Here is a 13,591-nt window from a genome sequence, read left to right on the forward strand (position 1 = left end):
GCGCAAAAAAAGCCGGTATCGTTCGATACCGGCCTTTCTCGCAATCGCGCCAGGATATCAGGCTGAGAGCGCCTGCACCTCCTGCGGTACTTCGTAACCTATGATACGGGCATAATCGCGTGGCACGACCTGCCAGAAATGCGGCAGAACACGATCCCAGCGATGCAGCAGCTCGGCCGCATAGGCGCTGCCGGTCTCATCGGCATGGCGCTGCACGAGAGAGCGCAGCGTTTCTTCCCATGCGCTACCGGCTTCCACACGGCCCCAGAGCAGGGTCTCGGGGTTCACGCGCGCTTCGAAGGCCTCTTTCTTGTCGAGCACGAAGGCCATGCCGCCAGTAAAGCCCGCACCGAAATTATCGCCGATCTCACCCAGGATCACGATCGTGCCGCCGGTCATGTATTCGCAGCCATTCGAGCCGCAACCCTCGACCACTGCCGTCGCACCGGAGTTACGCACCGCAAAGCGCTCACCGGCCTGACCGGCAGCAAAAAGCGTGCCCGCCGTCGCACCGTAAAGCACGGTGTTGCCGATGATGGCGTTTTCTTCCGAACGCCAGGGCGCCGTCGGCGACGGACGCACCACGATGGTGCCGCCAGACAACCCCTTGCCGACATAGTCATTGGCGTCACCCACCACGTCGAGCTTGAGCCCCTGCACGGCGAAGGCACCGAGAGACTGACCGGCAGAACCACGCAGACGCAGGGTCAGATGGCCTTCAGGCAGGGTCTTCATGCCGAATTTGCGCGTGATCAGCGATGAGACACGTGTGCCGATGGCGCGATGTGTATTCTGCACCGTGTAGTGCAGATGCAGCTTCTCGCGATGATCGAAAAGCGGTGTCGCATCGGCAATGACCTGCGCGTCGAGCGTTTCCGGCACCTCATTGCGCCCCTCTCGGGTGCAATAACGCGCATCCGGCCCCGGATCGGCCTGAACCAGAAGCGAGTTCAGATCGAGATCGTCGAGATAATCGGCGCCACGCGAAACCTGACGCAGCAGATCGGTGCGCCCGATTATCTCTTCCATGCTCCTGAAGCCAAGCTCGGCGAGGATATTACGCACGTCTTCGGCGATGAAGGAGAAGAGATTGATGACCTTCTCCGGCGTGCCTTCGAACTTGGCGCGCAGGGCTTCATCCTGCACGCACACGCCTACCGGGCAGGTGTTCGAATGGCACTGGCGCACCATGATGCAGCCCATGGCCACAAGTGCAGCCGTGCCGATGCCGAATTCCTCGGCGCCCAGCATGGCGGCCATCACCACATCGCGCCCGGTCTTGAGGCCGCCATCGGTACGCAGCGTCACGCGGTGACGCAGACGGTTGAGCGTCAGCACCTGATTGGCCTCGGTCAGCCCCATTTCCCACGGCAGACCGGCATATTTGATCGAGGATTGCGGGCTGGCACCCGTGCCGCCGCAATGACCCGAAATCATGATGGCGTCGGCCTTGGCCTTGGCCACACCGGCGGCAATGGTGCCGATGCCGGTACGGGCGACCAGCTTGACCGTGACGGTCGCTTCCGGGTTGATCTGCTTCAGGTCGTAGATGAGCTGCGCCAGATCCTCGATCGAGTAGATGTCGTGATGCGGCGGCGGCGAGATCAGCGTCACGCCCGGCGTGGCGTGGCGCAGCTTGCCGATGAGTTCCGTAACCTTGAAGCCGGGCAGCTGCCCGCCCTCGCCCGGCTTTGCTCCCTGAGCGACCTTGATCTCGATCTCGCTGCAGTTATTCAGATATTCGGCGGTCACGCCGAAACGGCCCGACGCCACCTGCTTGATTTTCGAGCTGGCATTATCGCCATTCGCCCGCGGCGTGAAGCGCGACGCGTCTTCACCGCCCTCGCCCGAGTCAGACTTCGCGCCGATGCGGTTCATGGCGATGGCGAGCGTCTCATGCGCCTCGGGGCTGAGCGCCCCCAGCGAGATGCCCGGCGCCACGAGGCGGCGGCGGATCGCAGTGATGCTCTCGACATCCTCGACCGGGATCGACTCACGCACACGACGGAAATCGAGCAAATCGCGCAGAGCTGTCGGGGGCTGACGACGCACGGCATCGGCATAGCGCTTGAACAGCGAGAAGCTGTCCGTCGAAACAGCGGTCTGAAGCATATGGATCAGCTGACCGCTGAACGCATGCACCTCTCCCTTGCGACGCAGCTTGTAGAGACCGCCGATCGGCAGCGCATCGACACCACCGGCATAAGCCGTTTCATGGGCCTTGAGCGCGTTGCGCGCCAAGCCCGGCAGGCCGATGCCGGAAATGCGTGAAGGCATACCGGGGAAGAACTCCGCCACGAGCGCGCGCGACAGGCCGATGGCTTCGAAATTATAGCCGCCACGATAGGCCGAGACGATCGAAATGCCGGATTTCGACATGATCTTCAGCAGGCCCTTATCGAGCGCCTTGCGATAACGCTCAACCGCCTCACGCAGCGAAAGATCGCCAAACAACCCGCGCTGCAGGCGGTCGGCGATGCATTCCTGCGCCAGATACGGATTCACGGTCGTGGCTCCCACGCCGACCGTCACCGCCATGCCATGCACATCCATCACATCGGACGAACGCACATTGAGCGAGGTGAAGGTACGCAGAGACTGACGCACGAGGTGGATATGCACGGCTGCGGTCGCAAGGATCATCGGGATCGCGACACGTTCCTCGCTCTGCCCCTCATCGGAAAGGAAGAGATGGGTGCAGCCGCCACGCACATAATCCTCGGCTTCATGGCGAATACGGGCGATGGCATCGCGCAGCCCGGCTTCACCATCGGCGGCACGGAAGGTGCAATCGACCGTGGCGCCGTCCTTGCCGCAGAAATTGCGCAGTGCCTCGAACTCACCGGTGGTGAGCACAGGGCTCGGCAATTGCAGCAGATCGCATTGCTCGGGCGACTGGTCGAGAATATTGCCCAGATTACCCAGACGCGTAACGAGGCTCATCACGTTCATTTCGCGCAACGAGTCGATAGGCGGGTTGGTGACCTGGCTGAAACCCTGACGGAAATAATGCGCCAGACCGCGATAGGTGCTCGACAGCACCTGAAGCGGCGTATCATCACCCATCGACCCGATGGCTTCCGCCGAGGTCTCGACCATGGGGTGGAGAATGGTCTCCATCTCCTCATGGGTCAGGCTCATGGCCAGTTGGCGACGGCGCAGCTGATCGGCGGTGAACAGCACCGGCTCCGCCACGTCGCTACGAACAACGGAACTGATATTGCGGATATTCTTGACCCAGGAAGGGAAATCCTGACGTTCGGCCAGAAGATCGAGCAGCTCCTGCGGCGCGTAGAGCTTGGCCTCCTGCAGGTCGAGACCCAGCGTCTCGCCCGGCCCGAGGCGCCCCTTCATACGGGTATTATCGTCCTGCACGCGCACCATACCCGCTTCGGACCCGACGATCAGCAGGTCGTCCTGCGTGATGGTGTAGCGCAGCGGCCGCAGACCGGCACGATCGAGACCGGCCACAACCCAACGACCGTCAGTGGCACAGATGGCCGCCGGTCCGTCCCATGGCTCCATGACCGCGTTGCAGTAGGAGAACAGCGCGCGATGCTTGTCCGTCATGGAGGCGCTGCCACCAGCGCTTGCGGGCACCATCAGCGTCTTGGCCATGGGGGCATCGCGACCGGCATGGGTGAGCAGCTCGAACACATTATCGAACATCGCCGTATCCGACCCCGCAGCCTGAACCACAGGCTTGAGATCGTTCATATACGGGTCGAGTTCGGCATTCGCGAGACGGGTCTCGTGGCTGCGCATCCAGTTCACATTGCCTGAAAGCGTGTTGATCTCGCCATTATGCGCCAGACGGCGGAAAGGCTGGGCCAGCTTCCAGGTCGGGAAGGTATTGGTCGAATAGCGCTGATGATAGATCGCAAAGCGCGACACGAAGCGCTCGTCGAGCAGATCGGGATAGAAATCCGTCAGATTCTCGGCAAGGAACATGCCCTTGTAGATAAGCGAGCGGCAGGACAGCGAGCAGACATAGAGATCGACATGCGCTTTCTCGGCAGCCTTCTCGATGCGCCGACGGATCACGTAAAGATCGCGCTCGAACTCGGCCTCAGACCGGTTGAGCCGGTTGCGCACCATGATCTGCTCGATCTCGGGCCGCGTTGCATTGGCCTTTTCGCCGATGCAGGCGGTATCGATCGGCACCTGACGCCAGCCATAGATGCCGTAACCGAAATCGAGGATTTCGCTCTCGATAATGGCGCGACCTTCTTCCTGCGAGGCCAGATCGGTCTTGGGCAGGAAGATCATGCCAACGGCGATGCGACCCTCGATATGATCGTCGCCCGCGCTATGGATGGCTTCCGCAAAGAAGTCCTGCGGGATTTCGACATGAATGCCTGCGCCGTCACCGGTCTTGCCATCGGCATCGACCGCACCGCGATGCCACAGCGCCCGCAGCGCAGCGATACCGGCAAGCACCACGTCGCGGCGGCGCTTGCCATCGAGAGCGGCCACAAGACCGACGCCGCAGGCATCGCGCTCCATGGTCGGGTCGTAAAGGCCTTCGAGGGCGCGAACATTGTCCTGATAGGACTCGATATAGCTCTTCTCGGTCATGGCCCTTACTCCGCCGCCACCATTCGTGCGGCCTGATCTGCTGTCGCGTTCTCTTTTGCAGAGAGGAATTGGTACATTTCTGCGGCGGCTTCGCGTCCGTCACGGATGGCCCAGACCACCAGGGAAGCACCGCGCACGATATCGCCGCCTGCAAACACGCCCGGCACGCTGGTCTCAAAGCGACCCGGCGTGACTTTCAGCGTGCCCCATTTGGTGACGGCCAGTTCCGGCGCGTTCCACCCGCCCGGCAGATCTTCGGGATCGAAACCGAGCGCCTTGATGACGAGGTCGGCCTGGATGACGAAGCTGCTATCGGGCATCGCCTCGACGGATTGGCGGCCCGACGCATCGGGCAGGCTCAGGCGCATTTTATGAGCGCGCACGCCATTGACCGTCCCATCGCCCAGAAAGGCCTCAGGCGCGGCGAGCCAAGCGAAATTGACACCTTCTTCCTCGGCGTTTTTCACTTCCTGAACCGAGCCCGGCATATTGGCGCGATCGCGGCGATAGAGGCAGGTCACCTTCTCAGCGCCCTGACGAATGGAGGTGCGTACGCAATCCATGGCCGTATCGCCGCCGCCGATGACGACCACATGCTTGCCTCGGGCGTGCAGAACGGCGTCGTCACCGGGCGTTTCGTCGTAACCGCGACGGTTAGACGCCGTGAGGAAGTCGAGCGCCTGCACCACCCCGCCCAGACCGCTGCCCGGCACGGCAACCTCGCGCGAACGATAGACGCCCGTGCCGAGGAAAACCGCGTCATGCTTTTCGCGCAGGCTCTCGAACGATGTTTCACCCGCACCGCCGCCAATCGGCGTGGAGAGATGGAACACGATACCCTGCGCCTCGAGCAACTCATGGCGGCGCGCAATGACGTGCTTTTCGAGCTTGAAGCTCGGGATGCCGTAGACCATCAATCCGCCGATGCGGTCGTGACGGTCATAAACATGAACCTGATAGCCCAGCGCGCGCAGCCATTCCGCCGCTGCCAGACCAGCAGGGCCAGCGCCAACGATACCGACGCTCTGGGGGCGCTCCTGTGACGGCTGGCGCGGCTTTACCCAACCCTTCTCAAACGCGGTCTCGGTGATGAATTTCTCGACTGCGCCGATGGTGACGCTTTCGAAATCCTTCTCGATGACGCAATTGCCTTCGCAAAGACGATCCTGCGGGCAGATGCGACCGCAGATCTCGGGAAAGGTATTGGTCGCCGAAGACAGGCGATACGCCTCTTCCAGACGGTTCTCGGCGGTGAGCTTCAGCCAGTCGGGGATATTATTGCCGAGTGGGCAATGCACGGAGCAGAAAGGCACACCGCATTGCGAGCAGCGGCTCGCCTGCTGCTCGGCACGCTCGACCGCAAAGCCGCGGTAAATTTCACCGAAATCCTCACGTCGTTCGGCGGCCGCACGCTTCTCAGGCATCTCCTGCGGCAATGAGACAAACTGCAGCATCCGTTCGGCCACGTCACGTTCTCCCCATGGGCGAGCAGGCGCGACAAGCGCCTCTCGAAAACATGACGCAGAGGTAAGACAAGGCGAAACGGGCGATAAGTCATCAATGCTGACCAATCGCCCGGCTTAATGACGTTTTTGACGCGAAAAACATCAGACATCCCAGAAAAAAGGACCGATACGGACCATTTAGTTGAGAAGCGTTCTCAACACGCTGATTTGGCTCAGATATTCCGGCGCCCGATCATAAACGCTCTGCGGCGCGACTCCCAGCGTCTGCAACGTGGCGACGCCAGATGTCACGATATTGTCTTGCCCGAGCATGGCGAGCTGATCTCGCGTCAGCAGCTTGCCGGGCAGATTTTCAAAAACGCGCGCCTGAGCCATTGCCACCCCGTTGGGTATCGCCAGGAGACGCGGCTTGCGCCCGACCGAGCGCGCCACAAAGGCCATGATCTCTTCCATGCTCATCCGATCGGGGCCGCCCAGCTCGTAGACCTGCGCTTTATCCACCGATACCGCACCCTCCTTCGTCAGGCAGAGGCGCGCAGCCTGAGCGACATCATCGACATAGACCGGCTGTAAAAGCGTCTTCGGATAATAGACCGGCAGGACAGGCAATAATTTCGCCATAAGCCCGAACATATTGAGAAAGCGGTCGTGAGGGCCGAATACCACACTCGGGCGAAGGATCGTCGCGCCGGGGAAAGCCTCCCGCACCCGTTTTTCGCCCTCCGCCTTGCTCTTTCCATAGTGTGAAGGCGCATCGGGCGCAGCACCGATGGCCGAAACCTGCACGAAGCGCGACAGCTTTGCCTCGCGCGCAATTCTGGCCACCGTGCCAGGAGCTTCGGCATTGATCGCCCTGAAACTGGCCTTGCCGGTTTCTGTCAGGATAGACACCAGATTGATCGCCGCCGTGGCGCCGCTCAACGCAGCCTCGACCGAGGCGGGATCGGTCACACTGGCATAGACGGGCATTATCCTGCCTGACGGCCCTTCCGCCACCAGTGACGCGGCCTTTTCGGGTGCGCGAGACGCCACGCGCACGAAATGCCCCTCCGACGCGAGCTGGCGCACGAGCGCACGGCCGATAAAGCCATTCCCGCCGAAAACGGTGACGACAGAGCCTTGCATGAAAATTTTCCTCTTTTTTTCGAAGGGGGTGTTGACGCCCCCCGCACACACCGGTAAACGCCTCTTCACCGAACGGGATGCCGAAAAAAGCGGCGCCCCGGACAGCCTCTGAGCCCAGATGGCGGAATTGGTAGACGCGCAGGTTTCAGGTACCTGTGTCCGCAAGGACGTGGAAGTTCGAGTCTTCTTCTGGGCACCATACGAAAAACGGAAAAGCCGACGAGAAATCGTCGGCTTCCGTTTTTTCTAGCCCCAGGGTTCTCAAAACATGGCCGCACCGAGCGCTTCGATCCATCTCTATGATGGTGATCTTCCCGACGATTTCGATCTCGGCCCGGTTGTTGCCGTCGATACCGAAGCCATGGGCCTCAACCCGCATCGCGACCGCCTCTGCCTCGTGCAGCTTTCAGCCGGCGACGGTGAGGCCCATCTTGTGCAGATCCGCCCTAGATCGCTGGGTGGCCGCTATGAGGATTGCCCGAACCTCAAGGCGCTGATGTCCGATGACAGCGTCACCAAGCTGATGCATTTCGCCCGCTTCGACGTGGCTCTTCTCCAGCACGCGCTCGGCATAACCGTTGCCCCGGTGATCTGCACCAAGATTGCGGCGCGTCTGGTTCGCACTTTTACAGATCGTCACGGCCTCGCCCATCTCTGCCGCGAGCTTCTGGGGGTCGATCTGGCCAAACAGCAGCAGACGTCGGACTGGGGCTCCGAAGTGCTCACCCCCGAGCAGCTCAGCTATGCCGCTTCTGACGTGCTGCATCTGCATGCGCTCTGGGCAAAGCTCGAAGCCCTGTTGATCCGTGAAGGTCGACGCGAGCTGGCCCAGGCCTGCTACGACTTCCTTCCCGCTCGCGGACGCCTCGACATTCTCGGCTATGAAGAGCCCGATATCTTCTCTCATCGCGCCTGACTGCCCGGTCGGGTTCAGTACTGCTCCCGGCCCGCTCGCCCTGTCTTTCAGGCCTCGCCACAGAAAGGCCTCGCTCGGATGGGAACTCGGTGATTGACCTCAGGCCAGCAAAGCGGGAAGAGAACGCATGACCGAGCTTCCCCTATCCGGCTCCCGTCTTGTGACCGCCCCGGAAAATGGCCCCAATTCCGCGCTGGAAAGCGCCTGCGCGACACTCTCCGCGGAGATCGCGGGTCTTGCCGCCCTGCAATCGGCGCTCATGGCCCCCGATATCCTGAGTCGTGCCTTTGCTGACGCGATTGGCCTGATCGCCGCTACCAAAGGCCGGGTTGTCGTCTCCGGCATCGGCAAGTCTGGCCATATCGCCAAAAAGATCCAGGCGACTTTCGCCTCTACCGGCACGCCCTCTTTTTTCGTGCATCCTGCCGAAGCCGCCCATGGCGATCTGGGGATGATCGATACGCAGGACGTGCTGCTCCTGCTTTCGCAATCGGGTGAAACGAGCGAGCTTGCCGTCCTCCTCGAATATGCTGCACGCCACGCTTTACCCGTCATCGGCATAACATCAGCGCCGGGCTCGACGCTCGCCCGGGCCAGCACGATCGTCCTTCATCTGCCCCGTGCCCGCGAAGCATGCCCCATGGGGCTTGCCCCGACGACCAGTACAATCATGCAACTGGCTCTGGGGGATGCCATGGCAATTGCCCTGCTCGAGCGACGCGGGTTTACCGCGACCGATTTCAGCGCCTTTCATCCTGGCGGCAAGCTTGGCGCCCTGCTCAAGCCGGTGAGAAGGCTGATGCACGAGGGCGACGCCTTGCCTTTGGGTAAATCGGACATGACCTTGTCGAATGTCATCATGGAAATGACGCGAAAGGCGTTTGGCTGTATCGGAATTATAGATGACGATGGCGTACTTATCGGCCTGGTGAGCGACGGGGATCTCCGCCCCGCCCTTACCCGCAATCTCGGTGAGGCGACCGCAGGCGAGATCATGAACCGCGCTCCGATCACGACGAAAGGCGACGTTCTGGCACAGGAAGTCATTCATCTGATGACGGCACGGCGCAAGGCAATCAACAGTCTCTTCATTCTCGATGACACCGGGCGCCCGGTTGGCATCGTGCGCCTTCACGATCTGCTTCGAACGGGAATCGCATGACGGAGTCTCTCCCCCCCGGCGAGCGCAAGAAACCGCAACGTGAAGATTTTGCGCGAGATGCTGCCAAGCTGGCCGCCTTGCGCGACGCCATGCGCGAACAGGGCCAGTCGCGCCAGCGTGCGATTCCCACTTCGTCAGACCTGGCCTCGCGACGCCGCCTGCTCGACACCGCAAAATGGGCGTTGCCTCTGCTTGCTGCCCTGCTTCTGGGCTCTATTGCTGTCTGGCCCGAAATTGCGCGCTGGCTCAGCGCCAATCGTGCGGTCATGCAGGAAATGGCGCAGATGCGGGTCGAAAGCGGCAATCTGGAGGGCGCAATCTATCGTGGCCTCGACGCCCATGACCGCCCCTATATGGTTACCGCGCGCATCGCCCATCAAAACGGCCCCGACCGGATCGACCTCATCGACCCCGTTGCCGATACCCACATGGCAGGTGGCGGCTGGGCGGAGATCAAGGCGGATAAGGGCGTTTACATGCAGCATGAACAGACGCTCAACCTGACCGATCATGTCGTTCTCTATCGCGATGACGGCACGCTTCTCAACGGTCTGACCGCCGATATCGATCTCCATCGCAGTGTCATTTCCTCGAATGACTGGGTGCATGCCGAAGGGCCATTTGGCATCCTCGACGCGCAAGGCTATTTTATCGATCAGCACGACAATCTGCTGCAATTCGTCGGACCGCAACGCGTCATCCGCAATGATGACCGTCAGGATGCCATGCCCGCCCTCACTTCACCCGCACACAAGGCCCTATGATGCGTCGCCTCATCCCTGCCCTGACCCTGAGTTCGCTTCTGACGGGTCTGCCGCTTGCCGGTGCCTCGGTTTTCGGCTTTTCCAGTTCGCAGGCTCTGGCGCAGGCCATCGACATGTCTCACGGCGAACAGGTAAATATCAGCTCGGCCGGCCCGCAGACCTATGATCATGAGGCCCAGACGGTGACTTTCGTCGACCGGGCTCGTGCCATACGTGGCGATGTCACCATCGACGCCGATCAGCTTATCGGCTTCCTGCGCAAGAAGGCCCCGGACCCGAATGCGCCGCCGCCGAGCGATGCGAAGGCGGATGGCCAGAAGAGCGACGGTGATGGCGCCATGGGCGGCTCGATGGAGCTGTACCGCATGGAAGCTATAGGGCACGTCCATATCTACACCCCTACCGATCAGGCCTGGGGGGACAAGGCGCTTTACGACATCGATCAGGCCGTTCTGGTCATGACGGGCAAGGCGCTCAAGCTCACCACCCCACAGGATGTCATGACGGCGCGCGACGTGATGGAATATCACGCCAATACGCGCATGTCGGTCGGGCGTGGCGATGCGACCGTCACGACCAATGACGGCAAGCGCATCAAGGCCGATGTGCTGGTCGCGTTCAGCAAGCCTGACAACGCGACGCCCGGCCCGGCCAAGCCCGCTTCCGGCCAGAATGGCGGCGACAGCACGGCACAGCGTTCATCCAAGCTCGACCGCGCCTATGCCTGGGGGCATGTCATGCTGCGCACACCCAACGAGACCGCGACCGGCGATCGCGGCGTCTATGTGTTCGACACTCAGATGGCGCGCCTGATCGGCCATGTGCATGTCACCAGCGGGCAGAACCAGAATAATGGCGCCTCTGCGATCGTGAATATGAAAACGGGCGTTGCGATCATGAATCCGGCGCCGGGCCAGCGCGTCGAAGGCATGGTCATCCCCAACGAAGCCTCGAGCAGCAAGCCCGGAGACACACATCCATGAGCGATAACGAGACCGTTCTCCTGCGCGAGGTCATGGACGACCCACAGGTGCAGACGGGGCTGATCGCCCACGGCATTGGCAAGAGCTATAAAAAGCGCCAGGTCGTGCGCAACGTCTCCATTCAGGTGCAGCGCGGCGAAGCCGTCGGTCTGCTGGGGCCGAACGGCGCGGGCAAGACGACGAGCTTTTACATGATCGTCGGTCTGGTTCAGCCGGATACAGGCACGATCACGCTCGATGGCGCCGATATTACCCAATTGCCAATGTATCGCCGTGCGCGCCTGGGCATCGGCTATCTGCCGCAAGAGGCCAGTATCTTTCGCGGGCTGAATGTCGAGCAGAATATTCTGGCCGCTCTCGAAGTGGTCGAGCCCGATTACGACCGCCGCCAGACCATGCTGGACGGGCTGCTGGCCGAGTTCGGCATCTCGCATCTGCGCCATTCGCCATCTCTCGCTCTTTCGGGCGGTGAACGTCGTCGCCTGGAAATCGCGCGCGCTCTGGCCAGTCAGCCCAATTACATCCTGCTCGATGAGCCGCTCGCAGGCATCGACCCGATTGCCGTTGGTGAAATTCGCGATCTGGTCTCACATCTTAAAGATCGCGGCATCGGCGTGCTGATTACCGATCATAACGTTCGCGAAACCCTTGAGGTCATCGACCGGGCCTATATCATGCATTCGGGCCAGGTGCTGATGGAAGGTATCCCCGAGGAGATCGTCGCGAATGAAGACGTACGCCGCGTCTATCTGGGAGAAAATTTCTCCCTCTGATTTCTGATGGCGCGCCTCTCTCTTCAGGCGCGACAGACCACCGGTCTCGTCATGACCGGTGCGCTTCAGCAGGCCATAGGATTGCTGCAGCTTTCGAATCAGGAGCTTCTCTCCGAGCTGACCCTGCTCGCCGAGTCCAATCCGCTCCTGATCGTCTCCCGCCCCGAACCCGACACCGCGCCGCCTGACGAAACCGCGCCCGATTGGCGCGATGGCGATCTGCCCCGCGATTTCGACCCCGAAGCATCGGGCATGGGAGGCGAGTCTTGGGAAGACGAACCCCTTCTGCGCCATGGCGCTTATGACAGTGAAGACGCGTCTCATCACGAACCGATGGCGCCTCTTCCCACACGGCTTGATCAGTTTCTCAGCCAGATCAGGCTGTGTTTCGAGACAATGCAGGAGCAGGCCATCGCCCTTGCCCTCGTCGAGGCACTCGACGATTCAGGGCGGCTTGAGACGCCCGTTGCAGAACTCGCGACCGCACTCCGCGCCTCACCATCCCTGATCGAAGCCGTGCGCGAGACCATGCTGTTTTTCGAACCCGTAGGGTGTTTCGCGCTCTCACTGGCCGAATGCCTCGCCTCCCAGTTTCGCGCGCGCAATCGCTATGATCCCGCCGTCGCGACCCTGCTCGATCATCTCGACTGGCTCGCGCGCGGCGAGCACGACAGGCTGCGCAAAGCCTGCGCCCTGGATACACAGGATTATGCGGAACTACTTCAGGAACTCAGAGCCTGCGAACCGCGCCCCGGTGCAGTTCTGGCCGCCGCCGAGGCTGAGGCCGAGCCCGATCTTTTTATCACTCTGGCGCCAACCGGCCCTCTTGTGTCGCTGAACCCGGCAACCTGGCCACGACTTGCGATAGACGAGACCCTCTATCGACGCCTGCTTTCCGGTCGGGACGATGCGCGTCGCTATGCGCAAGAGAAGCAGGGTGAAGCGACAGCGCTTCTACGCGCCGTCGAGCAGCGCGCGCGATCGCTCATGCTGATCTGTCTGGAAATTGCCCGTGTGCAGACAGGATATTTGAGCGAGGGTGTCGCCGCCCTCAAACCGCTCACCCTGTCTCAGATTGCCGAAAAAACCGGGCTGCATGAAAGCACGGTGAGCCGTGTCACGGCCACGCGTCTCGTTGGCACCCCAAGAGGCGTCTTGTCGCTGCGCAGTTTTTTCTCGACCGGGTTGGGCGAAGAGGGCGAACAAACCAGCGCTGATTCGATCAAGGCCCGCATAAAACAGATCATCGCTGACGAAAAACCCGATTCTATCCTCTCCGACGATGCGGTCACCCAGAGGCTGCAAGAGGCAGGGCTTGGCATTCAGAGACGTACCGTCGCCAAATATCGGGAGGCACTGGGCATAGCGGGCTCAGCGCAACGCCGCCGGGACCACAAGCTGAAAGCCCATCTTGCAGGGGCGGCCAGGGGGTAGCGCATCCTGCACCGCAGTCGGCCACCTCAGATCGCGGCGATTGCCGTTATCTCCACCGACCAGTCCGCATTGACCAGCCGCGCCTCGACCGTGGCACGGGCTGGTTTGTGGTTGTGGTCGAGCCAAGCATCCCAAGCGCGATTCATTGCATCGATCTCGGAGATGTCGGTCATGAAGATCTGGACTGAGAGCAGACGCGTCTTGTTTGTGCCTGCTTCCTCCAGAAGCGCATCGATCTGACGCAGGATATCGGCAGTCTGCCCCTCGGTATCGAGAGACGGGTCATCGGCAACCTGCCCTGCCAGATAGAGCGTATTACCGTGACGCACGGCCCCGCTCAGACGATGCTCCTCTGCAAAGCGCTGGATATCAGGATTGGTCTGGCTCATT

Annotated in this window: 10 protein-coding genes and 1 tRNA gene; 7 read left to right on the forward strand and 4 right to left on the reverse strand. The window is 61.5% G+C overall.

Translation table 11 applies throughout. From position 1 onward, the window contains the following. Positions 1–57 precede the first annotated feature (57 nt). The 3 genes from gltB to ABHV46_RS03560 all read right to left on the reverse strand — a co-directional run bounded on the left by gltB (position 58) and on the right by ABHV46_RS03560 (position 7,169). A complete protein-coding gene (gene gltB / locus ABHV46_RS03550; protein WP_438382746.1) occupies positions 58–4,578 on the reverse strand; it encodes a glutamate synthase large subunit in 4,521 nt (1,506 codons plus the stop codon). 5 nt (positions 4,579–4,583) lie between these two features. Next, positions 4,584–6,044: an NAD(P)-dependent oxidoreductase gene (locus ABHV46_RS03555; protein ID WP_438382748.1), complete on the reverse strand. Its 1,461-nt coding sequence runs from the start codon at positions 6,042–6,044 to the stop codon at positions 4,584–4,586. Between the two features lie 177 nt (positions 6,045–6,221). Continuing rightward, positions 6,222–7,169 (reverse strand): complex I NDUFA9 subunit family protein, encoded by a 948-nt coding sequence (locus tag ABHV46_RS03560; protein ID WP_438382750.1) that lies wholly within the window; start codon positions 7,167–7,169, stop codon positions 6,222–6,224. A 112-nt stretch (positions 7,170–7,281) separates the two neighbouring features. Here ABHV46_RS03560 and ABHV46_RS03565 point away from each other — a divergent pair. The 7 genes from ABHV46_RS03565 to rpoN all read left to right on the forward strand — a co-directional run bounded on the left by ABHV46_RS03565 (position 7,282) and on the right by rpoN (position 13,201). Next, a tRNA-Leu gene (locus tag ABHV46_RS03565) sits at positions 7,282–7,368 on the forward strand. Between the two features lie 69 nt (positions 7,369–7,437). Then, positions 7,438–8,085 carry a ribonuclease D gene (locus ABHV46_RS03570; RefSeq protein ID WP_438382753.1) on the forward strand — a complete coding sequence of 216 codons (648 nt, stop codon included), beginning with the start codon at positions 7,438–7,440 and terminating at the stop codon, positions 8,083–8,085. Between the two features lie 127 nt (positions 8,086–8,212). Beyond that, positions 8,213–9,247: a KpsF/GutQ family sugar-phosphate isomerase gene (locus ABHV46_RS03575; protein WP_438382755.1), complete on the forward strand. Its 1,035-nt coding sequence runs from the start codon at positions 8,213–8,215 to the stop codon at positions 9,245–9,247. After that, the gene (gene lptC / locus ABHV46_RS03580; protein ID WP_438382757.1) at positions 9,244–10,011 is read left to right on the forward strand and encodes an LPS export ABC transporter periplasmic protein LptC; all 768 of its coding nucleotides are present in this window, start codon (positions 9,244–9,246) and stop codon (positions 10,009–10,011) included. The genes ABHV46_RS03575 and lptC overlap by 4 nt, the downstream gene beginning before the upstream one ends. Then, entirely contained in the window at positions 10,011–10,994 is a 984-nt protein-coding gene (locus ABHV46_RS03585) for an LptA/OstA family protein (RefSeq protein WP_336945277.1), read from the forward strand. Before lptC ends, ABHV46_RS03585 begins: the two co-directional genes overlap by 1 nt. Then, a complete protein-coding gene (lptB, locus tag ABHV46_RS03590; RefSeq protein WP_336945014.1) occupies positions 10,991–11,767 on the forward strand; it encodes an LPS export ABC transporter ATP-binding protein in 777 nt (258 codons plus the stop codon). Before ABHV46_RS03585 ends, lptB begins: the two co-directional genes overlap by 4 nt. 6 nt (positions 11,768–11,773) lie before the next feature. Further along, positions 11,774–13,201, forward strand: coding sequence for an RNA polymerase factor sigma-54 (rpoN, locus tag ABHV46_RS03595; protein ID WP_438382760.1), 1,428 nt, complete (start codon positions 11,774–11,776; stop codon positions 13,199–13,201). A gap of 26 nt (positions 13,202–13,227) precedes the next feature. Here rpoN and ABHV46_RS03600 read toward each other — a convergent pair whose 3' ends face one another. Next, positions 13,228–13,590 (reverse strand): RidA family protein, encoded by a 363-nt coding sequence (locus tag ABHV46_RS03600; protein ID WP_438382761.1) that lies wholly within the window; start codon positions 13,588–13,590, stop codon positions 13,228–13,230. Position 13,591 lies beyond the last annotated feature (1 nt).

The sequence above is a fragment of the Asaia sp. BMEF1 genome (genome assembly GCF_051628905.1).
GTDB lineage: Bacteria > Pseudomonadota > Alphaproteobacteria > Acetobacterales > Acetobacteraceae > Asaia.